This is a genomic window from Streptomyces sp. GbtcB6, from assembly GCF_019091475.1.
GTDB classification, from domain to species: domain Bacteria; phylum Actinomycetota; class Actinomycetes; order Streptomycetales; family Streptomycetaceae; genus Streptomyces; species Streptomyces hyaluromycini.
Genome location: NZ_JAGXJL010000027.1, coordinates 88,205 through 111,101 on the forward strand (window position 1 = coordinate 88,205; position 22,897 = coordinate 111,101).

Consider the following 22,897-nt stretch of genomic DNA (forward strand, 5'->3'; position numbering starts at 1 on the left):
CAGGTCGGCCCGAAGGGCGCCGGGCCCCCATCCGTAGGGGAAGAGGGTGGCTCCGCGGGGGAACAAAGTGGCCTCGCGGGGGAACACGGTGGCGAAAGCGCGGATGGCGGCCACCCGAAACGGGCATCCTTACCCCGTTCTTGCGGAATCGACACCACCATACGAACGAGCTGTCGCGTCAGCGCAGGCCGCGGCCACTATGGTGGTCCCCTGCGTACGACATGAAGGGGCAGCAGTGAACGACGGCGACGGGACCCTCGCGGCACAGGCCCAGGGGAGGCGGTTCGGCCCGCTCGGCACGGCCTTGGTGATCATTCCCACGTACAACGAGGCGGAGAACATCAAGTCCATCGTCGGCCGGGTGCGGCAGGCCGTCCCCGAGGCGCACGTGCTGGTGGCGGACGACAACAGCCCTGACGGCACGGGCAAGCTCGCCGACGAACTGGCCGCCGAGGACGACCATGTCCAGGTGCTGCACCGCAAGGGCAAGGAAGGCCTCGGCGCCGCCTACCTCGCGGGCTTCCACTGGGGCATGGACAACGGTTACGGCGTGCTCGTCGAGATGGACGCCGACGGTTCCCACCAGCCGGAGGAGCTGCCCCGGCTGCTGACCGCGCTGAAGGGCGCCGACCTGGTGCTCGGCTCCCGCTGGGTGCCCGGCGGCCGGGTCGTCAACTGGCCGAAGTCCCGTGAGTTCATCTCCCGGGGCGGTTCCCTGTACTCGCGCCTCGCGCTCGATCTCCCGCTCCGGGACATCACCGGCGGCTACCGCGCCTTCCGCCGCGAGACCCTGGAGGGCCTGGGGCTGGACGAGGTCGCCTCGCAGGGCTACTGCTTCCAGGTCGATCTGGCCCGCCGGGCGGTCAAGGCCGGCTTCCAGGTCGTCGAGGTGCCCATCACCTTCGTCGAGCGGGAGTTCGGCGACTCCAAGATGAGCCGGGACATCCTCGTCGAGGCGCTGTGGCGGGTCACCTCGTGGGGCGTCACCGAGCGGGTGGGCAAGATGACCGGCAAGGGCAAGTCCTCCTAGCACCGGCCAGGGCAGGCCCTCCTGGCACCGGCAACGGCAGGCCCTTCCGGCGGACTCCGGCGAACCGCACAGTTCCGGCTGATCATCCCCTTATGCCGCACTGAGCCGGGCCCAGGCACACTGGGTGCATGACGACTGGCGCGCAGACCCCTCCGTACACCGCCCGGCCCCGGCGCTCCCGGCTCGGCAGATACCTGCCGCTGGCTGCCGCGGTGTGGCTGGTGCTGGAGATCTGGCTGCTGACGGTGGTCGCCGGCGCGGCGGGCGGCATGACCGTCTTCCTGCTGCTGGTGGCGGGCTTCGTCGCCGGTGCCGTGGTCATCAAGCGCGCGGGCCGGCGCGCCTTCCGGAGCCTCAACGAGGCGATCCAGCGCGGCGGCTCCTCGGAGCGCGGTGGTGGCAACGGCCTGATGATGCTGGGCGGCCTGCTCCTCATGATCCCCGGCCTGGTCTCCGACGCCCTCGGCCTGCTGCTCCTGCTGCCGCCGGTCCAGAAGGCGGTCTCCCGCCTCGCGGAACGCACCCTCGACCGCAGACTCCGCGCCGCCGCCCCCGGCACCCTGGGCAACGCCTTCCAGCAGGCCCGTATGCACCGCCCGGACGGAAAGGTGGTCCAGGGCGAGGTGATCCGCAACGACGGTCCCGAGCCGGGGGACGAGCCGACGGGAGAGCGGCCGCCGCTGACGCGCTGATGATCCCGGCACGGGACGACCGAGGGCGCCGTACGTTCACAGAACGTACGGCGCCCTCGGTGGTTGTGTCGGCTTCCGTCAAGCGGAACTATGCGGACTTGCGGCTGTCCCTGGGATGAATCGCGATGTTCATCGCCCCGGAACGCAGAACCGCCAGACGCTCCTCAAGGACCTCTTCGAGTTCCTCACGGGTGCGCCGCTCCATCAGCATGTCCCAGTGGGTACGCGCGGGCTTGGCCTTCTTCTCTTCAGGGCCGTCGCCGTCTACCAGAAGTGCCTGGGCCCCGCAGACCTTGCACTCCCACTCCGGCGGGATCTCCGCCTCGACCGAGAAGGGCATCTCGAAGCGGTGCCCCTTCTCGCATGCGTACTCCACGGCCTGGCGCGGGGCCAGGTCGATACCGCGGTCCGTCTCGTAGCTGGTCACCACGAGGCGCGTACCGCGAAGAGCTCGCTCACTCATGAATCGTGCCTCCCGGGCTTGTCGCCCACAGGACAGGTGTCGCTGTCGTCGTCATCCGGTCAACGTCCGGTCGGCGGTAAAGATTCCCGTTCCGGGTCATGCGTCGCCGTCGTAGCCGCCCCTTGTTGTACCCACCGGCGCCCGGTTTGTCACATCTGCTAACAGATGTCACCCAGCGTTTCGGCATCTTTGACGCGCAGTAACGGTACGCCTGGCAGGCCAAACGCGTACACTACCGCCCTTCCGCGTTGAACGCTAAATCTTCTGTTGGATCTTTCCGCTGGATCTTCTAAACCTTCTGCGGGACCGGATTGCCGGCCTCGCTGATCGCCTGTCGCACCGGCACCCGCGCGAGCAGCGCGAACCCGATGACGAAGAAGGCCACCAGCGAGATGATCGCCGAGCGGTAGCTCCCGGTCAGCTGGTAGGTGATCCCGAACAACAACGGTCCCAGCCAGCTCATCCCCCGATCGCTCATCTCGTACGCCGCGAAGTACTCGGCTTCTTTTCCGGGCGGTACGAGATGCGAGAACAGTGAGCGGGACAGGGCCTGGCTGCCGCCGAGGACCAGGCCGATGCCACCCGCGAGGACGAAGAACCACACCGGTGCCTCGGCCGGCAGGAAGTACCCGGCCGCCAGCGTCACCGTCCAGGCCACCAGTGATCCGAGGATCGTGCGTTTCGCCCCGTACGTCCTGGCCAGCCGCCCCATCGTCAGGGCGCCCGCCACGGCCAGCACCTGCACCAGCAGGACCGCGACGATGAGCGTCGACTGGCCGAGCCCGAGTTCCTCGGAGCCGTAGACGGACGCCTGGGAGATCACGGTCTGGATGCCGTCGTTGTAGATGAGGTACGCCAGCAGGAAGGAGAGCGTCAGTGGATGGCGGCGCATGTCCCTGGCGGTCGCCGCGAGTTGCCGCAGCCCCGGCGCCGTGGCGCCGGCCTCCTGGCCGCGCCGGCCGCCCCGGTCGCGCAGCCGCCGCAGCGGTACGAGGGTGAAGGCGCCCCACCACAGGCCCGCCCCGGCCAGGCAGATGCGGACCGCCTCCGTCTCGGAGAGGCCGAAGGAGTCGTGTGCGGAGTAGAGGACCAGGTTGACGATCAGCACAAGTGAGCCCGACGCGTAGCCGAAGGCCCAGCCCCGGGAGGAGATGGTGTCGCGTTCCTCGGGAGGGGCGATCTGGGGGAGGTAGGAGTTGTAGAGCATCAGGGCGACGGACTGGGCGGCGTTCGCGACGATCAGCAGCAGCCCGCCGAGCAGATAGCGGTCGCCGTCCAGGAAGAACATGCCCGTCGTCGCCGCGGCCCCGGTGTACGCGGCCGCGGCGAGCAGCTGCTTCTTGCGGCCGGTACGGTCGGCCGCGCTGCCCACCAGGGGCATGAGCACGACCGCGAGGATCACCGACAGGGAGACCGAGTAGGCGAAGAAGGAGCCCGCCCGGACCGGTATGCCGAGCGGATGCACATAGCCGTCGGCGTCCGCCGCGTGGTCGGCGACCGATGTGAGGTACGGGCCGAGGAACACGGTGAGGACGCTCGTCGAGTAGACCGAGCACGCCCAGTCGTAGAAGTACCAGCCGCGCTGTTCGCGCCGCAGCTCGGTGGCCTCGTCGAAGACCTCCGTCCGCACGGTTTCGGTGCCCACCCGCGCCCTTGCCCTCTCCCGCAGCAGTACCGCCCGCGCGCCTCAGAACCAGACGCCGCGCTTCTGCATGACCTCACGCAACGTGTCGATGTGATCGGTCATGATGCCATCGACTCCCAGGTCCAGGAGCCGGTGCATCCGATCGGGCTCGTTGATGGTCCATACGTGCACGTGCAGCCCGCGCGCGTGGGCGGCGCGCACGAAGCGCCGGTCGACCACCGGGACGCCCGACTGGGACTCGGGCACCTGTGCCGCGACCGCCGACCGGCGCACCGCCGCGGGCAGTCCCCAGGAGCGCAGCCGCAGCCCGACCACACCGCGCGTGCCGAACGAGGTGGCGAGGCGCGGCCCCGCCAGCCGCTGCGCCCGCAGCACCCGCACCTCCGAGAACGACCCGACGCACACCCGGTCGTAGGAGTCCGTCTTCTCGATCAGGTCCAGGAGCGGCCGCAGGGCCGGCTCCGCCTTGGCGTCCACGTTCCAGCGGACGTCCGGGAACTCCTCCAGCAGCTCCTCGAAGAGGGGGAGCGGCTCGCGGCCGGCCACGCGCGCGTGCCGTACGTCCTCCCACGGCAGGTCGCCGATCCGGCCGGCCCCGTCGGTGACCCGGTCCAGTGTGTCGTCGTGGAAGGCGACGAGCCTGCCGTCCGCCGTGGCGTGCACATCCGTCTCGATGTACCGGTAGCCGAGCTCGACCGCCCGCCGGAACTGCGCCACGGTGTTCTCCAGGCCGTCCGCGGCTCCGCCTCGATGGGCGAAGGCGATGGGGCCGGGGTGGTCCAGGTACGGGTGGCGTATCAGCGTGCTCACTTCCGCAGTATGGCGCGCTCGGGTGACCCCGTGGCAACGACCGTGCTGCGGCCGGATGCCGCCGGGACGGCGAACACCTTCAGGAACAGCTGTGCGAGCGGGCCGATGGACACGGCGTAGAGCAGGGTGCCGACGCCCACGGTCCCGCCGAGCGCGAACCCGGTGACGACCACCGCGACCTCGATCGCCGTACGGATGAGCCGGATCGAACGGCCGGTACGCCGGTGCAGCCCCGTCATCAGGCCGTCCCGGGGACCGGGCCCGAAGCTCGCCGCGATGTACAGACCGGTCGCCGCCCCGTTGAGCACGATGCCGGCCGCCATCAGCGGAATCCGCACCGCGAACCCGTGCACCTCGGGGACGACGGCGAGCGCGGCGTTCATGGCGAGGCCGATGACGAAGACGTTGGAGACCGTGCCGAGGCCCGGCCGCTGGCGCAGCGGGATCCACAGGAGCAGCACGGCCGCCCCCACGATGATCGACACCGTGCCGATGCTGAGCCCGGTGTGCCCGGCGAGCCCCTGGTGCAGCACACCCCAGGGCTCAAGGCCGAGGCCCGCCTCGACGAGAAGCGCGGAACTCACGCCGTACAGCGTGAGCCCCGCATAGAGCTGGACCAACCGTCGCCCGAGACGGCCTTGCGTGGACAAGGGATACCCCCCTGGTGGTAAAGGTGGACTGACCCATGTCACTCTGTGGCTCGGGAGGGAAAGCCATCCATGGCCAATTCGGGGAAGGTGGACTGATTCGCATGGCGCAGTGGACCTCGGCGGTGGGGGCCGCACAGCTCGCCCGGCTGCTCAACTCGCAGCAGGACCGCCCGGTCGGCCCCGGCACCCGGCGTCCGCCCGCCTACCGCGCCCTCGCCGACGGCATCCGGCTGCTGGTCCTGGAGGGCCGGGTCCCGGTCGCCGCCCGGCTGCCCGCCGAACGCGAACTGGCCCTCGCCCTGTCCGTCAGCCGTACGACGGTGGCGGCGGCCTACGAGGCGCTGCGCGCGGAGGGCTTCCTGGAGTCCCGCCGGGGGGCGGGAAGCTGGACCGCGGTCCCGGCGGGCAACCCGCTGCCGGCCCGTGGCCTGGAACCCCTGCCCCCCGAGGCGCTCGGCTCGGTGATCGACCTGGGCTGCGCCGCTCTGCCGGCCCCCGAGCCGTGGCTGACCCGCGCGGTCCAGGGTGCCCTGGAGGAACTCCCGCCGTACGCCCACACCCATGGCGACTACCCGGCCGGACTCCCCGTCCTCCGTTCGATGATCGCCGAGCGCTACACGGCGCGCGGGATCCCCACCATGCCCGAGCAGATCATGGTCACGACCGGTGCGATGGGCGCGATGGACGCGATCTGCCACCTCTTCGGCGGCCGGGGCGAGCGCATCGCCGTCGAGTCGCCGTCGTACGCCAACATCCTCCAGCTGATGCGGGAGGCCGGCGCCCGTCTGGTGCCGGTGGCGATGGCCGACGGGCTGAGCGGCTGGGACGTGGACCGCTGGCGCCAGGTACTGCGGGAGGCGGCGCCCCGGATCGCGTACGTGGTCGCCGACTTCCACAACCCCACCGGGGCGCTCGCCGACGACGACCAGCGGCGCCGGCTGGTGGACGCGGCCCGCTCGGCGGGCACGGTGCTGGTCGCCGACGAGACGATGAGCGAGCTGTGGCTGGACGACGACGTGGAGATGCCCCGCCCCGTCTGCGGCTTCGATCCGGCGGGTTCGACCGTCATCACGGTCGGCTCGGCCAGCAAGGCGTTCTGGGCGGGGATGCGCATCGGCTGGGTCCGGGCGGCTCCGGACGTGATCCGCAGCCTGGTCGCCGCGCGGGCCTACGCCGACCTGGGCACGCCGGTGCTGGAGCAGCTGGCGGTGAACTGGCTGTTCAGCACGGGGGGCTGGGCCCAGGCCGTCGAGCTGCGCCGGGCCCAGGCCCGCGAGAACCGCGAGGCGCTGGTGACGGCGGTACGGCGGGAGCTGCCGGAGTGGGAGTTCGAGGTGCCGAAGGGCGGGCTGACGCTCTGGGTCCGGGCGGGCGGCCTGTCCGGCTCGCGGCTGGCGGAGGCGGGGGAGCGGGTGGGGGTACGCGTCCCGTCCGGTCCGCGGTTCGGGGTCGACGGGGCCTTCGAGGGCTATGTACGCCTTCCGTTCACCGTCGGAGGGGCGGTGGCGGAGGAGGCGGCGGCGCGGCTGGCTGCGGCGGCGCGGTTGGTGGAGGCGGGGCTGAGTGGGGGGAGTGCGGAGGCGCCGCGAACTTTTGTCGCGTAGCGGCCGGTAGTGCTTCGGCTGCGGGCGGGTGGGGGCTGGTCGCGCAGTTCCCCGCGCCCCTTACGGGGCGCTTCGCAGCTACTCAGCTGCGGGCAGGCGTGCCGCAGGGCGGCACGGGTGGGCGCAGCGGCACCCCGCAAGCGCGGGCGAGCGACACCCGCCCCCACCTCAGCCCTCGGCGACCACAGCCTCCAAAGGCGCCGCCTGCTCCACCACCTCACTCCTCGGCGGCAACAAAGCCAGCACCGCCTCCCGGTCCACCTCGCTCGTCGCGTCGTCGTACGGATCCGGCGTCGCCGGCACCTGAAGCCGCAGCACCGGCCCGTGCCCCAGCCGCGCATACCCCCGCCCCGGCGGCACCTGAGCCAACGGCGTCGTGTGCGGCGGCGCCCCCAGTGCCGCCGCCAGCTCGTCCGGCAGCGCCGGTCCCAGTACGACACGCGCGCGCGTGTGCCGTTGTACCGCCTCGCTCAACACGTCCGCGCTGTCGAGCTGTTCGGCGACCACCACGGTGACGTTCGCCGCGCGGCCGTGCCGGAGAGGGACCTGGAGGAGGGCCTGCGGGTCCTTGTGCCCGTCCGCCGAGGCCAGATGGACGAAGGCGCTCGGGCGGTCGAGGAGGATCCACAGGGGCCGCCGGCAGTCGTCCGGCGGCGGATGGCCCGCCTGGCGCGCGCGGTTGAGCGCGATGAGCCGCCGTTCCGTCTCGTTCGCGGCCCACTCCAGGCTGGCCAGCGCCCCGGCGAGCCCGCACTCCACGGCGAGGACCCCGTCCCGGCCGTTGAGGCACAGGTACTCGCCGGTGCCGCCGCCCTCGACGATGAGGACGTCGCCGTACTGGAGGGTCTGCAGGGCGATGGAGCGCAGCAGGGTCGAGGTGCCGCTGCCGGGGCGGCCCATGACCAGCAGGTGCGGCTCGGTGGAGCGGGCGCCGGTGCGCCAGACCACCGGCGGTACGTCACGCTGCTCGTCGCCGTACGCGAGCGGGAGCGTGCGCTGGACCTCGCTGGGGTCGGTGAACCCGAGGACCGTCTCGCCCGGCGCGGTGACGAACCGCTGGGCGGCGATGTCGGTGGGCAGCGGGGCGAGGACGGTGACCGTGAGCCGGTTGCCCTCCTCGTCCCACGCGAAGTGGTACTCGCGGCCCCGCCCGGACTTCGCGGTGAGCAGGTGCTCGATCCGGGTGCGGGCCTCGGGCTCGCCGTCCGGGAAGTACGCGGGGTAGCGGATCAGAAGCTGGCCGAGGCGGCCCGCGTCGTCGAACTCGTGGGCGAGGAAGGCCTTCTCCCACTCCCCGCCGTGTGCGTACAGCGGCGCCGGGTCCTCGGCGGCCGAGAAGTACGGCACCAGGGCCTCGTACAGGGACTGGAGCCGCTGGGTCTGCGACTCGTCGGGGCCCTCCGGCGGGGGCGGGGCGTGGTCACGGCCGTGCCAGGCGCTCGCCGCCATCAGGGTGATGACGGCGAGCAGGGGTCCGTACGGCACCAGCGCCACGACCAGGACGACCGAGGCCACCAGGAACAGCAGTGGCCCACGCTTGTCCTTCGGTGTCTCCGCCCACCTGCGCCGCCCGGCCGAGGCCAGCCGACTCAGCCCGCGGGTCACGGTGATGAGCGGGTGGAGGACGTCGGTGGCGTTGTCGGCAGCCGTCCGGGCCAGCTCCCGGCTTCGGGCGAGCTGCGCGGTGCCGTTGCTCAGAATGCGGGGGAGGGGGCGCCGGGCCACTGCTGTCTCCTGATGGTGCGTACGGGCGGGAGGAGCGTCAGAACTTGATGCCGCCGAGCAGGCTCGCCAGGCTCTCGCCGCCTGCCTTGATGCTCGGTGCGATGGCCGTGCTGGCGAGATAGAAGCCGAAGAGTGCCGAGACCGTGGCGTGCGACGGCTTCAGTCCGTCCTTGCGGAAGAAGAGGAAGACGACGATGCCGAGCACGATGACGCCTGAGATGGAGAGGATCATTTGAGATCTCCTGGTGTCGAGGGGGGACAGTCACCATGAGTTCTTCCAGGATCACAGCAGGTATCCATACGATTAAAGGTGCAATTGGGTGAAATTCTGTGAATTTCACCCAATTGGTGGATTATTTCTGACCTGCAGTGACCGGGCCGGCCGCCTTCCGGTGCGGGAATGTGATCGTTCGGCGGGACTGGGGTGATCTTTACCTCGGGCAGATCCGGTCATGTTCACCCTGGGCCAGTACGCTGGCGATTCACTCGTACGGCCCCACGGCCCGCCCGTTGCCGTACGCTCCCTCAGTCCACGAAAGTCCCCGCAGCGCACAGGAGAGGCGGTCCGGCCGATGAGCGAAGCCCCCGACCCCGAGGTCGTGGAGCTGGCGACCAAGATCTTCGATCTGGCCCGGCAGGGGCGGACCGAGGCGCTCGTGACGTACCTCGACGCGGGCGTTCCGGCCAACCTCACCAACGACCGCGGGGACTCCCTCGTGATGCTCGCCGCCTATCACGGGCACGCCGACGCGGTGCGCGAGCTGCTCGCCCGGGGTGCCGAGGCGGACCGGGTCAACGACCGAGGTCAGACCCCCCTCGCCGGAGCGGTCTTCAAGGGCGAGACGGAAGTGGTCAAGGCGCTGGTGGAAGCCGGCGCGGACCCGGCGGCGGGCACTCCGTCGGCCGTCGACACTGCACGGATGTTCGGCAAGGCGGAGGTTCTGGAACTGTTCGGTACCTCCTGACCCATCTGTTCTGACCAGCTAAAACACACAAAACGGGGGAGGCGGTACAGGGCCGCCGAAATTTCGGTCGCGGCAGGTCGAAGTGCCGAGTCATCATGACGTCGTGATTCACGGACGCGATGGCTGGGCAGGTGTTGCCGCACCGCGCGGGCCGTGATGCGGCCCGCATGGGCCACTGACGAGAGGCAGAGAGAAATGGTCTACAGCAAGCAAGAGACGGCGGGCGCTCCGACGTTGTGTCACGCGGCCAGGTAGTGCGTGTTCTCCGGTTGCGTCGACGCTTGATGTGAGGCTGTTTCCCATGTTCGATCCGGTCATAGCGCCCAGCGGTACGCTGCTCGGCCTGCTTCAGCGGGGCCGCGGCGACGGCACGCTGCACGCGCTCACCGCCCCGCGCGCCGAGGCGCTCGCGGCGCTGAACCACTGTGTGCTCCACGACCCCCGCCACGACTGGCAGGTGGAGAACCGCTCTCTGTACTACGCCCGGCTCTACGTCGACCTGCACGGCGAGCTGGACGCCATCGAAGCGCACCTCTTCGACCCCGAGGACGTCCTCGACACCGAGGAGTCCCGCACCGGCCTCGCGCTGGCCGTGCTCGGGCACCTCGCCTCCTACGGCAGGAGGGACGCGCTCGAACTGCTGCGCAGGTACGCCGCGACCGGCTCGAACTGGGCCTGGGCCCTGGACGAGCTGGCGCTGCGCGACGACGACGCGGGCCTGCGCGCCCTCGCCGCCCCGGTGCTCGCGCGCTTCACCGCGGACGCCGAGGGCGAGGCCGAGCTGGCCGTCGCCGTACGGGACGCCTTCGAGCCACGGCCCTGGCGGCTTTGGGCCGAGGATCCCCGCGAATCGATCGGCACGCGCGTGCGTGCCGCGCAGGAAACCGGCTGTTTCGACCGCTGGCAGCGCCAGATGCGACCTACCGGGCCCCGTCCGGGGTGGAGCGTGCGGGCCGTCTTCGAATGGGCCCAGCAGGGCGTCGAGCGCGGCGCCGCCCTCCATGTGCCGGCCGCCCGCTGCCTGGTCGCCGTCGCCGGGCCCGAGGACCGGCCGGAGATCCTCCAGGCCGCCAAGGACGGCATCGACGGAGCCCGCTGCACCGCCCTGCGCTACCTCGCCGACAGCAACGACCCCGACGCGCTGAACCTGATCGAGGCCGCGGTGGCCGACGGCACGGTGACCGTCGTGGAGGCCGCCGTCGACGCCTTCGAACGCATGCGCAGTATCGCCGCCGTCGAGCGCGCCCGGGGCTGGGCCCGCCGGCCCGACGCCCTCGGGGCCGCGGCCGGCCGGATGCTGGCCTGCCGGGGCGGCACCAAGGACAGCGAACTGGTCCTCGCCGCGTTGCGGGAAGCCGTACGCGGCGAAGGCCCGGACGCGCCGACGCTGTGGACCCTCGTCGACGGCACCGGACGCCTCGGCATCGTCTGCGCCGCGCCCGTCCTGCGCCATGTCTACCGCGAGACCGCCTCGTCCCACCTCCGTGGCCGCGCCGCCCGCGCCCTGGCCGCCACCGATCCCTCCTTCGCCACCGGCTTCGCCGTCGAATGCCTGTGGGACTGCGAGGAGACCACCCGCGAAATCGCCGCCCGGCACGCCGAGACCGGTGACGCCCGGGTCGTCGAACAGCTCCGCCGGCTCGCCGCCGATCCCGCCGAGGAGGCGGAGGTCCAGACGGCCGTACGCAGCCGCATCGGACCGGACCCGGCCGCCATGTGACATATCACTGCACCGCGCACCTGCTTCACCACGGGAACCACGGGGGATCCCGCACACGTTCCATCCGCGGAAGACCGCCCGCCGGGTGAACAACCGGTGACCGGCGAGTCGGCCGGGTGTGGACGCCGGCTGGCCTGCTCGGGTGTGCAGGCCAACGCTCATGGGACGTTTAACCATCGGAAAGATCCACTTTGACGCGGCCACGTCCAGCGCGGCGACAACACCGGTATGCGTGTCGTCATCGTGACCGAATCCTTTCCCCCCGATGTGAACGGCGTGGCCCACTGCGCGCTCCAGACCGCCCGACACCTCGTCGATCGCGGTCACGCTCCCCTCGTCGTCGCACCGGCTCCCGCCCCCGGAAACAGGCTCGCCGCGGCCGCCGCGCCCTGCCCTGTCGTCCATGTCCCCTCCCTTCCGCTCCCGGGCTATCCCCAGGTCCGCGTGGCTCTCCCCAGCCGCAAGCTCGCCGCCGCGTTGATCGAACACCGCCCCGACGTGGTGCACCTGGCCAGCCCCTTCATCCTCGGCGTCCGCGGCATGGCCGCCGCCGCCCGCCTCGGCATCCCGGCCGTCGCGGTCTACCAGACCGACCTGGCCGGATACGCCCGCACCTACGTGGGCGCCGGCGAGGCGGCCGCCTGGCGGCGGATCCGGTCCGTCCACGGCGCCGCCGACCGCACCCTCGCCCCGTCCACCGCCTCTATCAGCGACCTGGAGGCGCACGGGGTGCCCCGGATCCAGCTGTGGCAGCGCGGCGTGGACACGGTCCGCTTCCGTCCCGAGTTCCGCGACGAGGCGCTGCGCCGCGAGATCGCCCCGAACGGCGAGGTCATCGTCGGTTACGTCGGCCGTCTGGCGCCGGAGAAGCAGGTCGAACTCCTCGCCGGGGTCTGCGGCCTGGAGGGCGTGAAGGTCGTGATCGTGGGCGACGGGCCCGCTCAGGCCCACCTCACCGAGGTGCTGCCGGGCGCGGTCTTCCTCGGCCGCCGCACCGGCGACGACCTCGCCCGGATCTTCGCCTCGTTCGACGTCTTCGCGCACACCGGCCCCTTCGAGACGTTCTGCCAGACCGTCCAGGAGGCCATGGCCAGCGGAGTCCCGGTCGTCGCGCCCGCCGCCGGCGGCCCGATCGACCTGGTCGACCACGGCCGAACCGGGTTCCTGGTCCCGCCGCGCGACGCCGGTGCCGTACGGGAGGCCGTGGCCTCGCTCGTCGCCGACGCCGGGATGCGGGCCTCGTTCGGCCTCGCCGCGCGGATCACGGTCGAGGGCCGCACCTGGGCGGCGGTCGGCGACCAGCTGATCGGCCACTACGAGGACGTGCTCGCGGCGCGCCGGCCGGTGGTGGCGGCATGAGCGGCACCTCGTCGGGCCCCCTGCGCATCGTCCGGCTCGCCAACTTCGTCGCCCCCGCCTCGGGCGGTCTGCGCACCGCCCTGCGCGAGCTCGGCAAGGGCTTCGTGGCGGCCGGGCACGAATCGGTCCTGATCGTGCCGGGCGAGCGCTACTCGGACCGGGTCGAGGAGCAGGGCCGGGTCATCACACTGCCCGGCCCGCTGCTGCCCGGCACCGGCGGCTACCGCGTCCTCGTCGACAAGAAGCGGGTGCAGAACATCCTGGAGCACCTCGCCCCGGACCGCCTGGAGGTGTCCGACCGCACCACCCTGCGCTGGACCGGCCGCTGGGCCCGGCGCGCCCGGATACCCGCGGTGATGGTCTCCCACGAGACCGCCGACGGAGTCCTGCGCACCTGGGGCATGTCCGAGAACATGTCCCGGCGCACCGCCGACGCGCTCAACATCCGTACGGCGCACACGTACGCGCGCGTGGTGTGCACCACCGAGTTCGCCGAGCGCGAGTTCATCCGCATCGGCGCGCGCAACGTCGTACGCGCCCCCCTGGGCGTAGACCTGACGGGCCGCCACCCCTCGCTGCGCGACTCCGACCTGCGGGCCCGGTACGCGCGCGAGGACGAGGCACTGCTCGTCATGTGCTCGCGGCTCTCCGTGGAGAAGCGGCCCGGCACCGCCATCGACGCCGTCGAGGCGCTGGTACGGCGCGGGCGCCGGGTGATCCTGGTGGTGGCAGGCGACGGGCCGCTGCGGGCGCGTCTGGAACAGCGGGCGCGCGAGCGCCGGCTGCCGGTGACCTTCCTGGGGCACGTCTCCGACCGGGACACCCTGGGCGCGCTGCAGGCGTCCGCCGACGTCGCCCTGGCGCCCGGGCCCGCGGAGACCTTCGGGCTCGCCGCCCTGGAGGCCATGGCCTGCGGGACGCCCGTGGTCGCCAGTGCCTCCTCCGCGCTGCCCGAGGTGATCGGGTCCGCGGGGGCCACCGCGGCCGACCGGGGGGAGGCGTTCGCCGACGCCGTGGAGATGCTCCTGGAGCGGCCCGGCGCCGAGCGCCGGGAAACGGCACGCGCGCGTGCGGAGTGCTTCGGCTGGGGAACGGCCGTGGAGGCGTTCCTCGCCGCGCACGACGCGCCGGTGCTGTCCCGTCGCGACGAGAACGGAACGACGGCACCGGTCCGTCGTGTCGTGCCGGAGGGCGTGGCATGAGAACGGTTCGTTTCGTGGCGCTCGGGGACTCGCTGACCGAGGGCGTGGGCGACCCCGCCGGCGACGGGTGGCGCGGCTGGGCCGCGCTCCTGGCCGGCGGGCTCGCCGCGAAGGAGGTGGAGTTCACCAACCTCGCGGTCAGCGGGGCACAGACCCGGGACGTGCTGGAACGCCAGACCCCGGCCGCACTGGAACTGCGCCCCGACATCGTCGCCGTCGTCATAGGCGTCAACGACACCCTGCGCTGCACTTTCGACATCCACGCGGTGGCCGAACGGCTCGACAAGGTCTACGCGGAGCTGACCGCGCAGGGCGCGACGCTGCTCACGGCGTGCCTGCCCGACCCCGGTTCGATGTGGGGACTGCCGGGCGCCCTGTCCCGCCCGCTGGCCCGCCGGGGGCGTGCGGTCAACATGGTGGTGCACGCCCTGTCCGAGCGGTACGGGGCCGTCCATCTGCACGCGGCGGAGGGCGCCTGGCTCACCGACCGCGAGATGTGGAGCGCGGACCGGCTGCACCCGGGCGAGCGCGGGCACCGGCAGCTCGCCGTCCGCTTCCACGCCCTGCTCGCCCCGCTGGGTATGGCGACGGGGACGGCGCCGTCCCCCGAGCCGGAGTTCCCGCCGCCGACGAAGAAGGCGAGCCTCCTCTGGCTGGCCACGGCCGGCACCGCCTGGGTGATCAGGCGCTGCCGGGACCTGCTGCCCCAGCTGCTGCGGCTGGCCGTCGACGAGATGCGGCACCGCCGCAGGGGCACCAGCGCCCGCCTGGACCTGAGTGCGTCCGCCGCCGTCTCCGCCGCGCTGGCCGCCCTCCAGCCGCCGGAGCGGCCCGCCGACGCCGCGTGACGAGGCCGCTGTGGTGGTGCAGCTGAGGCGTACGGCGGTTCAGCGACGGCGGTTCAGCGACGGCGTACGGCCACGAAGCGGACCGGGACACCAGGGACCGCCTGGGCCGCCGCCGGGAGGTCGGTGGCGCGGACCACCGCGATCACCGGATAGCCGCCGGTGGTCGGATGGTCGGCCAGGAACACCACCGGACGGCCGTCCGGTGGAACCTGCACGGCACCGAGGACCATGCCCTCGCTGGGGAGTTCACCGGGACGGGCCCGCTCCAGGGCGGGCCCTTCCGTGCGCAGCCCGATGCGGTTGCTCGCCGACGACACGCGGTACGCGCGCGAGGTGAACGCCCGCACGGCTGCGGGCGTGAACCAGCCGGCCCGCGGGCCGAGCGTCACCCGCAGCACGAGTTCCGCCGGCGGGGACGGCTGCGGAACGACGTCCACGCGCGCGTGCGGGCCCACAGGGGTGCCCAGCGGCAGCACATCGCCGTCCGCCAGCGGAGCGGGACCGAGCCCGGAGAGCAGATCCGTGGCCCGGCTGCCCAGCACCGGCTCCACGGCGATACCGCCGGAGACGGCCACATAACCCCGTACGCCGGATCGGGCCGCTCCCACCTCCAGCAGTTCCCCGGCCGGAACCACGACGGGCGCGCCCCAGGCCGCCGGACGCCCGCCCACCGTGACGGGGCACGGCGCACCGCCGACCGCCACCACGACGGTCGAACGCGGCCGCACGGCGCATCCGTTGAGCGTCGTCTCCAGAACGGCCGCGTCCGGTGCGTTGCCGACCAGCCGGTTCACGAGCGCAGCGGCGGGCACGTCCAGCGCCCCGGAGCGGGGCACCCCCAGATGCGCGTACCCGGGCCGCCCCCGGTCCTGCACGGTGGTCAGCGCACCGGCCCGTACGACGACGAGCGCGCGGTCGGTCATGCGTCCCCCACCGGCACGAACCGCACGCGTGTCCCCGGCGCCAGCAGCGCGGCCGGCACGCGCGTGTGGTCCCACAGCACCGCGTCCGTCGTCCCGATCAGCTGCCAGCCGCCCGGCGACGACCGCGGGTACACACCGGTGTACGGCCCGGCCAGCGCCACCGCGCCCGCGGGCACCGCGGTACGCGGGGTGGCCCGGCGCGGCACGTCGTAGCGGTCCGGTAGCCCGGTGAGGTAGCCGAAGCCGGGCGCGAAGCCGCAGAAGGCGACCGTGAACTCGGTCTCCGCGTGGATGCGGGCCGCCTCCCGCTCGGGCACCCGCCAGTGGGCGGCGACCTCGGCGAGATCCGGGCCGTCGTAGCGCACGGGCAGCTCGATCGCCGCACGCACGCGTGGGGGAGTGGGCGGGACCACGGTGGCGGCCAGTTCGGTGGCCCGCCGGGCCGGGTCGTCGAGACCGTCGAGCAGGACGGTGCGGGCGGCGGGCACGATCTCGCGGACCGACAGCGAGCCCTCCGCGCGGCGGCGCAGCAACTCTGCGTGCAGAGCCTGGGCCTCCGCGCCGGAGCCGACCTCGACCAGGAGGGCGTCGTCGCCGACCGGATGGATCGTCATGGGCGTGGCTGACGGCGGGCTCGTGCTCACGCTCGTGTCCACACACGTCCTCATGCCCGTCCTCACGCTCGTCGTCATGCTTGTCGTCATGCGAAGGCCGCCACGGTCACGCCCGCCGCCGCGAGCCGCGCGCGCACCCTGCGTGCCAACTCCACGGCGCCCGGGGTGTCGCCGTGCAGACAGAGTGAGCGGGCGCGCACGGAGATGCGTGCGCCGGAGTGCGAGATGACCGCGCCGGAGCGCGCCAGTTCCACCGAGCGCTCCACGACCGTCTCCGGGTCGCTCACCACCGCGCCCTCGTGCCCGCGTGGGACCAGCGTCCCCTGGTCGGTGTACGCCCGGTCCGCGAACGCCTCCGTCACGGCCGGCAGCCCCGCCTGCTCCGCCAGCGCCAGCACCCGGGAACCGGGCAGCCCCAGAACGGGCAGCGAGGCGTCCGCGAGGAGCACGCCGTCGACCACCGCGGCGGCCTGCTCCTCGTCGTGCACGACCCGGTTGTAGAGCGCGCCGTGCGGCTTCACGTACGCCACGCGCGCCCCGGCCGCACGGGCGAAGACCTCGAGGGCGCCGATCTGGTAGGCCACCTCGGCCGCCAGCTCGGCGGGCGGCACGTCCATCGCGCGCCGCCCGAACCCCGCCAGGTCCCGGTAGGACACCTGGGCGCCGATCGTCACCCCGCGCCCGGCCGCCAGCTCGCACACCCGCCGCATGGTGGCCGCGTCCCCCGCATGGAAGCCGCAGGCCACATTGGCGCTGGTCACGACGGACAGCAGCTGCTCGTCGTCGGTGAGCCGCCAGCGGCCGAAGCCCTCGCCGAGATCGGCGTTCAGGTCGATCGAGGTCATGGATGCGCTGTCTCTCCTGTCAGGCCACGCGGTACTGCTCGTCGCGGGCGTCGGTGATGAACATCTGGCCCGGCGCGTGCGTGATGGCGAACGGCGGCCGGGAGGCCATCACCGCCGCCTGCGGGGTCACCCCGCACGCCCAGAACACCGGGATGTCGTCCGGGTCGGCGTCCACCGGGTCGCCGAAGTCGGGCCGGCCGAGGTCGTCGATGCCGAGCGCCGAGGGATCGCCGCAGTGTACGGGGCCTCCGTGCACCGCCGGGAGCAGACTGCTCTCCCGGATCGCGGTCGACAGATGCTGCGGCGGCACCGGGCGCATGGACACCACCATCGGCCCCCGCAGCCGTCCCGCCGGACGGCACGGCCGGCTGGTCACGTACATGGGCACGTTCCGGCCCTGCTCGACATGGCGTATCGGCACCCCTGCCCCGGCCAGCGCCCACTCGAACGTGAAGCTGCACCCGAGCAGGAACGACACCAGATCGTCCCGCCAGTACGCGCGCACGTCCGTCGGCTCGTCCACCAGCTCCCCGTCCCGCCACACCCGGTAGCGCGGCAGGTCGGTACGCAGGTCCGCGCCCTCGGCGAGTTCGGTGCCGGTCGCACCGGCGTCGGTGACGTCGAGCACCGGACAGGGCTTCGGATTGCGCTGGCAGAACAGCAGCATGTCGTACGCCCAGTCGGCGGGCACCGAGATCAGGTTGGCCTGCGTATGACCGGCCGCGACCCCGGCCGTGGGGCCCGTGAGGCCTTCCCGGAAGCGGGCCCGGGCACTTCTCGGGCTCCACGCGTGCGCGTGCTCGTCGACGAGCGTGACGGGGCGGTCTTCCGTGGCCAGGGTGAGAACGTGATCTTCCGTACGGTTCACGCCAGTTCCTTTCCGCGCGTCTCCGGCAGTCCGAACAGGGCCAGGGCCGCGAGTGCGTAGCCGGCCGCGCCGAAGACCAGCGCGCCGCCCACGCCCCAGCTGTCGGCCAGGAAGCCCACCAGGGTCGGGAAGACCGCGCCCACCGCGCGGCCCGTGTTGTACGTGAAGCCCTGCCCGGTGCCGCGCACCGCCGTCGGGTACAGCTCGCTCAGGTACGAACCGAAGCCGCTGAAGATCGCCGACATGCAGAAGCCGAGCGGGAAACCGAGCACCAGGAGCAGCGTGTTGGCGCCGCCCGGGATGTTCGCGTACGCCAGCACGCAGGCCGCCGACAGCACGGCGAACAGCCAGATGTTGCGGCGTCGGCCCAGCCGGTCGGTGAGGTAGCCGCCGGTGAGGTAGCCGAGGAACGCTCCGGAGATCAGGAAGGTCAGATAGCCGCCGGTGCCGACGACCGACAGACCGCGCTCGGTCTTGAGATACGTGGGGATCCAGGTGGCCAGCGTGTAGTAGCCGCCCTGGACACCCGTGGACAGCAGGCCCGCGAAGACCGTGGTGCGCAGCAGACCGGGCGCGTCGGCCGTGCCCGGCCGGAAGATCGCGGCGAACGAGCCGCGCTGCGGACTCTGTTCGCGTGCCGCGACCGCCTGCGGGGCGTCGTGCACCCGGCGCCGCACCCACACCACGAGGAGCGCGGGCAGCGCGCCGGTCCAGAACATCACCCGCCAGGCCATGTCGTCGCCGACGAACGAGAAGACCAGCGTGTACACGATCGCGGCGAGGGCCCAGCCCACGGCCCAGGAACTCTGGATCGCGCCCAGCGTGCGGCCGCGGTGCCGGGCGCTCGCGTACTCGGCGACCAGGATCGCGCCGACCGCCCACTCGCCGCCGAAGCCGAGGCCCTGGAGGGCGCGGAACACCAGCAGGGTCTCGTAGTTGGGCGCGAAGCCGCAGGCCACCGTGAAGACCGCGTAGGTGACCACCGTGATCATCAGGGCGCGGACCCGGCCGACCCGGTCCGCGAACACGCCCGCCGCGGCGCCGCCCACCGCGGAGACCACCAGGGTGACGGTGGTGAACAGGCCGGTCTGGGCGCTGTCCAGACCGAAGTACGCCGCGAGCGCGACCATGCTCAGCGGCAGGGTGAAGTAGTCGTAGGAATCCAGGGCATATCCGCCGAAAGCACCGGCGAACGCGCGCCGACCGCGCGGACCGAGGGCGCGCAGCCAGCCGAACGCGCCGTCCTCGGCGGTGCGTTCACCCCTGCCCGGGTGCGCGTCGGAGGTCAGGGCCTGCGGTGGAGGAGTCGTGCTCATGGGCACCTCGCAGAAGAGGGACGGAGGGTGCGGGACTGAGCGGTGCGGGGCCGTGCCGAGGTCTTGCCGAGGGTCCTGCCTGGGTGAGCGTGATGAGCACCGTAGAGGATCGTTCAACGATCCTTCAATACCCACGTTGTTTCGTTCCTGTGTCTGCGGTTGAATTCCGGGCATGGCAGAGCAGCTGACGGGACTGGCCGACGACCGCGCCCTCCTCGGGCGGACCAGCACCGCCGAACGGGTCTCCGACATCCTCAGGAGCCGTATCGCGGACGGTTACTTCCCGCCAGGCACCCGCCTGTCCGAGGACGGCATCGGCGGCGCGCTCGGCGTCTCCCGCAACACCCTGCGCGAGGCGTTCCGGCTGCTCACCCACGAACGCCTGCTGGTCCACGAACTCAACCGGGGCGTCTTCGTCCGGGTCCTGACCGTCGAGGACGTCGAGGACATCTACCGCACCCGCGCCCTCGTCGAGTGCGCCGTCGTGCGCGGTCTCGGCGAGCCGCCGTACGCCCTGGAGGGCCTGTCGGCGGCGGTCGCGGAGGGGCAGTCGGCGGCCACCGCGGATGACTGGAAAGCAGTGGGTACGGCCAATATCCACTTCCACCGGGAGCTGGTCGCCCTGGCCGGCAGCGAGCGCACCGACGAACTGATGCGCAGCGTCTTCGCGGAACTCCGCCTCGCGTTCCACGTGGTCGACGACCCCCACGCCCTGCACGAGCCGTACCTGGCCCGCAACCGGGAGATCCTGCAGTCGCTGGAGCACGGCGACAGGTGCGGCGCCGAGCGCCTGCTGGAGACATACCTCACGGACTCGCTGGAGCGAGTGGTGGAGGTCTACCGCCGCCGAGTCGACAGCGCCCCGCAGTGAACCGCCCCGCACTGAAGCGCCCCGCAAGGGGCGCGGGGCTGTGTTGAATTTGCGGCTACCGCCGCGTGGGCGCGACCAGCCCCCACCGGCCCGCACTCTGACAACCGGCCTGCAGTACCCGGCCCCACCGGCGGAGCCACCCGCGTCGTTTGGGCCGATGTCAGACCCAGGACCTAGTCTGTGCACCGTGACTTCGCCTGCATCGACGGACAGCGTGCCGCCCCAGCTCAGCGCGGGGCCGCGCCCCGCACCGGGCCCGGCCGCCGACGAGGGGCTGGCGCGGCGGCTGCGCGCGCTCGCGTGCACCGCGCCGCTGCACGACCTCGACGCACGCAAGGCGAACCTGGCCGGCGAGTACTCGGTGTACGGCATGGCCGAGGTGGCCCTCTCCGCCATCGACCTGGTCACCCTGAACATGGACTTCGACACCGGCGCCGACCACGAGCAGATCGTCGCCCGGCTGATCCCGCGCATCTCCGCCCAGACCCCGCACCGCCCCGTCGCCGAGCACGAGCGCGTGGCCCGCTGGGTCCTGGAGAACCTGATCAACGTCGGCAGCGTCGACCGCGGCTTCCGCGCGGTGTACGGCACCTTCGCGTCGGACGGGTCGTACGTCCGCCGGGACTACGACTTCAAGCTCATCGAGGAGGTGCCGGGCCCCGGCGGCACGGTGTACCTCCGTACCACCGACGAGGCGGTCAACGTCCTCGTCGGCGCCCTCGACACGGACGTCACCAGCGCCCAGATCGCCGCCGAGGTCAAGCTTGAGGTGCTGATCAACCGCGGGCGGCTCGCCGACGCCCAGCTCGCCGCGGAGCAGGCCCGCTACCGGACCGTGCAGTACTCGGAGAGCCTGCGCCGGGCCCTGGAGGCCACCCGGCGCAATGTCCGCGCGGTGGACTGGCTCAACGCCGTCCCCGACATGATCGCCGAGGCACTCGACCACGTCGCCGACAGGTACCGGCACGAGAACGCGATCCTCACCAACATCCGCAAGGCCCGCGACGAGACCGAGGAGCCCGAGAACAAGCGGCGCGCCGCCGAGCTCGTCGACATCGTCAAGGACTGCATCCGACGGCACACCCAGTTGCAGTCGCGACTGCTGGAGGCCGGGCCGCTGTTCCGCGCGGAGCAGGACCGGCAGGCGTTCGCGACGCCCATGACGACGTCGGGTACGGATCTGTACGGGCACCTCCTCGCGCCGCTGCTGCCGTTGCCGCTGGAGCAGGCGAGCCGGGTCACGGGGGCGTTCTTCGCGCGCGGGACCGGGCTGCGGACGCCGGTGTCGGTGCGGGTGGGCGACCTCGTCGACATACTGCTGACGCCGCCGGTCGAGCGGGAGCACCTGGGCGCGGAGATGCCGGAGCCGGACCTCATCGCCACGCCGGACGACAGCCGGTTCAGCGAGGAGCAGCTGGCGGACGCCATGCGGTTGCTGGACCTGCCGGCCGACGCGCCGCGCCGGTTGTCGGGGCTGCTGGCGGAGGCGCGGCGCACAGGGGGCGAGGACCTGGCCTACCTCGTTGCTCTGCTGGCGGTGCACGCTGCCAGCCCGGCTGTCGGTACCGCCTATCGGCAGGGTGAGGAGAAGCTGCTGTTCGCGGTGGACGACGGCACGGAGCTGGACGACCCCGGATTCGGTGGTGCCGATCTGATCGTGGGGACCGCTTTGCTGGATGCGGTGGGGATGGCTGCGGATCGGACCGAGGCCGCGTGATGTTGTGTGCCGGGTGCGGGTACGTCGTGGCTGGTCGCGCCCACGCGGCGGCAGCCGCAAATTCAACACAGCCCCGCGCCCCTAAAGGGGCGCACCAGTGCATCCCTGCTTTCAAGATCGAGGAGTTGTCGTTGTGAGCGAGTACGTCGAGGCTGAAGCGGTTGTCGCGTCGGCGAGTGCTGCCGTCACGCCCGCCGACGCCGCCGACGCGGCTCGGCTCGTCGCCTTCGGGTTGCAGCCCAAGTTGCAGCCCGCGCGTGACCAGGAGTACACCGAGCTGCTGCGGCGGTACCGGGAGGACCCTCCGTTCGCGCGGCTCGCCGATGCCGTGGCCGCCGGGCTGGGGCTGGTGGTGCTGGAGGTCTCCCCTCGCGCGGGGATGGCGGTGACCGCCGCCGAGGACTCGGTGTTCGCCGTTCGCATGGGCGACTACGCACGTCGCACGTCCGCGGACGGCAGCGACCGGTTCCTGCACGGGCTCGCCCATCTCGCCGTCGCCGCGCTGGCGTTCCCGCGCCCCGAGGACCTGGCCGACGACGGCTACATCGGGCGGATCACGGTCAACGGCGTCGACGCCTTCGTCCGGCAGGCCTGCCGCCGCCTGGAGGAGCGGGCCGATGAGCTGGGGGAGAACACCGACCCGGCCACCGACGCGCCCGGTCTGGAGGCCGCCTGGCGGATCTGGGCCAGACGCAGCGCGACCGGCGCCACCAAGGACGCCCGCCGGCTGGCCGGTTCCACCACCGGAATCATCGGCAAGGCGGTCGTCTTCCTCACCGACTCCGGGTTCCTCCAGCGCACCGGTGACGACCAGGGCGGCACCTACCGCACGACGGCCCGCTACCAGCTCCAGGTGCGGGACATGGCCGGCAGCGCCGCCATGGCCGAGCTGCTGGAACTCGGCGTCGTCCCGGTCACCGACGGCACGGCCAGCCTGCTGCCCGCCTCCGACACCGAGGACCTGGACCTGGTCGCCGACGCCGGTCTGCCGTTCCACTCCTGAGCCGTCACCACCCTTTTCCCACGTCTT

The 22,897-nt window shown here is 72.4% G+C and carries 22 protein-coding genes; 11 read left to right on the forward strand and 11 right to left on the reverse strand.

Annotated features, from left to right (window positions below):
• Positions 1 to 235: 235 nt before the first annotated feature.
• Together KVT45_RS35730 and fxsA are read left to right on the forward strand one after the other, a co-directional pair.
• Positions 236 to 1,030, forward strand: coding sequence for a polyprenol monophosphomannose synthase (locus tag KVT45_RS35730; protein WP_217553318.1), 795 nt, complete (start codon positions 236 to 238; stop codon positions 1,028 to 1,030).
• 128 nt (positions 1,031 to 1,158) lie between these two features.
• Positions 1,159 to 1,722 carry an FxsA family membrane protein gene (gene fxsA / locus KVT45_RS35735; RefSeq protein WP_217553319.1) on the forward strand — a complete coding sequence of 188 codons (564 nt, stop codon included), beginning with the start codon at positions 1,159 to 1,161 and terminating at the stop codon, positions 1,720 to 1,722.
• A gap of 88 nt (positions 1,723 to 1,810) precedes the next feature.
• Here fxsA and KVT45_RS35740 read toward each other — a convergent pair whose 3' ends face one another.
• The 4 genes from KVT45_RS35740 to KVT45_RS35755 form a co-directional block, all read right to left on the reverse strand.
• Positions 1,811 to 2,185, reverse strand: coding sequence for an RNA polymerase-binding protein RbpA (locus KVT45_RS35740; protein ID WP_010046329.1), 375 nt, complete (start codon positions 2,183 to 2,185; stop codon positions 1,811 to 1,813).
• 289 nt (positions 2,186 to 2,474) lie between these two features.
• The gene (locus KVT45_RS35745) at positions 2,475 to 3,830 is read right to left on the reverse strand and encodes an MFS transporter (protein WP_217553320.1); all 1,356 of its coding nucleotides are present in this window, start codon (positions 3,828 to 3,830) and stop codon (positions 2,475 to 2,477) included.
• 42 nt (positions 3,831 to 3,872) lie between these two features.
• Positions 3,873 to 4,640 carry a glycerophosphodiester phosphodiesterase gene (locus tag KVT45_RS35750; protein WP_217553321.1) on the reverse strand — a complete coding sequence of 256 codons (768 nt, stop codon included), beginning with the start codon at positions 4,638 to 4,640 and terminating at the stop codon, positions 3,873 to 3,875.
• A complete protein-coding gene (locus KVT45_RS35755) occupies positions 4,637 to 5,290 on the reverse strand; it encodes a YitT family protein (protein ID WP_217553322.1) in 654 nt (217 codons plus the stop codon). The genes KVT45_RS35750 and KVT45_RS35755 overlap by 4 nt, the downstream gene beginning before the upstream one ends.
• Before the next feature lie 101 nt (positions 5,291 to 5,391).
• On the opposite strand from KVT45_RS35755, the gene KVT45_RS35760 reads away from it, so the two are divergent.
• The gene (locus tag KVT45_RS35760; RefSeq protein WP_217553323.1) at positions 5,392 to 6,894 is read left to right on the forward strand and encodes a PLP-dependent aminotransferase family protein; all 1,503 of its coding nucleotides are present in this window, start codon (positions 5,392 to 5,394) and stop codon (positions 6,892 to 6,894) included.
• 168 nt (positions 6,895 to 7,062) lie between these two features.
• On the opposite strand, the gene KVT45_RS35765 is transcribed toward KVT45_RS35760, so the two are convergent.
• Together KVT45_RS35765 and KVT45_RS35770 are read right to left on the reverse strand one after the other, a co-directional pair.
• A complete protein-coding gene (locus tag KVT45_RS35765; protein ID WP_217553324.1) occupies positions 7,063 to 8,619 on the reverse strand; it encodes a hypothetical protein in 1,557 nt (518 codons plus the stop codon).
• A 37-nt stretch (positions 8,620 to 8,656) separates the two neighbouring features.
• Entirely contained in the window at positions 8,657 to 8,851 is a 195-nt protein-coding gene (locus tag KVT45_RS35770) for a hypothetical protein (protein ID WP_189268091.1), read from the reverse strand.
• A 340-nt stretch (positions 8,852 to 9,191) separates the two neighbouring features.
• Here KVT45_RS35770 and KVT45_RS35775 point away from each other — a divergent pair, with 340 nt between their 5' ends.
• From KVT45_RS35775 to KVT45_RS35795, 5 genes are all read left to right on the forward strand, one after another.
• Positions 9,192 to 9,584, forward strand: coding sequence for an ankyrin repeat domain-containing protein (locus tag KVT45_RS35775; RefSeq protein WP_217553325.1), 393 nt, complete (start codon positions 9,192 to 9,194; stop codon positions 9,582 to 9,584).
• 301 nt (positions 9,585 to 9,885) lie between these two features.
• Complete coding sequence (locus tag KVT45_RS35780) at positions 9,886 to 11,304, forward strand: HEAT repeat domain-containing protein (RefSeq protein WP_217553326.1); 1,419 nt, start codon at positions 9,886 to 9,888, stop codon at positions 11,302 to 11,304.
• Positions 11,305 to 11,532: 228 nt separating this feature from the next.
• On the forward strand, positions 11,533 to 12,663 hold the full coding sequence (locus tag KVT45_RS35785; protein WP_217553327.1) for a glycosyltransferase family 1 protein: 1,131 nt from the start codon (positions 11,533 to 11,535) through the stop codon (positions 12,661 to 12,663).
• On the forward strand, positions 12,660 to 13,865 hold the full coding sequence (locus KVT45_RS35790) for a glycosyltransferase (protein ID WP_217553328.1): 1,206 nt from the start codon (positions 12,660 to 12,662) through the stop codon (positions 13,863 to 13,865). The genes KVT45_RS35785 and KVT45_RS35790 overlap by 4 nt, the downstream gene beginning before the upstream one ends.
• The gene (locus KVT45_RS35795; RefSeq protein ID WP_217553329.1) at positions 13,862 to 14,713 is read left to right on the forward strand and encodes an SGNH/GDSL hydrolase family protein; all 852 of its coding nucleotides are present in this window, start codon (positions 13,862 to 13,864) and stop codon (positions 14,711 to 14,713) included. Before KVT45_RS35790 ends, KVT45_RS35795 begins: the two co-directional genes overlap by 4 nt.
• Before the next feature lie 53 nt (positions 14,714 to 14,766).
• Here KVT45_RS35795 and KVT45_RS35800 read toward each other — a convergent pair whose 3' ends face one another.
• From KVT45_RS35800 to KVT45_RS35820, 5 genes are all read right to left on the reverse strand, one after another.
• Positions 14,767 to 15,636 (reverse strand): biotin-dependent carboxyltransferase family protein, encoded by an 870-nt coding sequence (locus tag KVT45_RS35800; RefSeq protein ID WP_217553330.1) that lies wholly within the window; start codon positions 15,634 to 15,636, stop codon positions 14,767 to 14,769.
• Entirely contained in the window at positions 15,633 to 16,250 is a 618-nt protein-coding gene (locus KVT45_RS35805; RefSeq protein ID WP_217553360.1) for an allophanate hydrolase subunit 1, read from the reverse strand. Before KVT45_RS35805 ends, KVT45_RS35800 begins: the two co-directional genes overlap by 4 nt.
• Positions 16,251 to 16,336: 86 nt before the next feature.
• Complete coding sequence (locus tag KVT45_RS35810; RefSeq protein ID WP_217553331.1) at positions 16,337 to 17,095, reverse strand: LamB/YcsF family protein; 759 nt, start codon at positions 17,093 to 17,095, stop codon at positions 16,337 to 16,339.
• 19 nt (positions 17,096 to 17,114) lie between these two features.
• Entirely contained in the window at positions 17,115 to 17,963 is an 849-nt protein-coding gene (locus KVT45_RS35815) for a putative hydro-lyase (RefSeq protein WP_217553332.1), read from the reverse strand.
• On the reverse strand, positions 17,960 to 19,279 hold the full coding sequence (locus tag KVT45_RS35820) for an MFS transporter (RefSeq protein ID WP_217553333.1): 1,320 nt from the start codon (positions 19,277 to 19,279) through the stop codon (positions 17,960 to 17,962). Before KVT45_RS35820 ends, KVT45_RS35815 begins: the two co-directional genes overlap by 4 nt.
• A 172-nt stretch (positions 19,280 to 19,451) precedes the next feature.
• Here KVT45_RS35820 and KVT45_RS35825 point away from each other — a divergent pair, with 172 nt between their 5' ends.
• The 3 genes from KVT45_RS35825 (at position 19,452) to KVT45_RS35835 (ending at position 22,870) form a co-directional block, all read left to right on the forward strand.
• Positions 19,452 to 20,150 (forward strand): GntR family transcriptional regulator, encoded by a 699-nt coding sequence (locus tag KVT45_RS35825; RefSeq protein ID WP_217553334.1) that lies wholly within the window; start codon positions 19,452 to 19,454, stop codon positions 20,148 to 20,150.
• 187 nt (positions 20,151 to 20,337) lie between these two features.
• Entirely contained in the window at positions 20,338 to 21,867 is a 1,530-nt protein-coding gene (locus KVT45_RS35830) for a hypothetical protein (protein ID WP_217553335.1), read from the forward strand.
• A 133-nt stretch (positions 21,868 to 22,000) separates the two neighbouring features.
• Positions 22,001 to 22,870 (forward strand): hypothetical protein, encoded by an 870-nt coding sequence (locus tag KVT45_RS35835; protein ID WP_217553336.1) that lies wholly within the window; start codon positions 22,001 to 22,003, stop codon positions 22,868 to 22,870.
• Positions 22,871 to 22,897 lie beyond the last annotated feature (27 nt).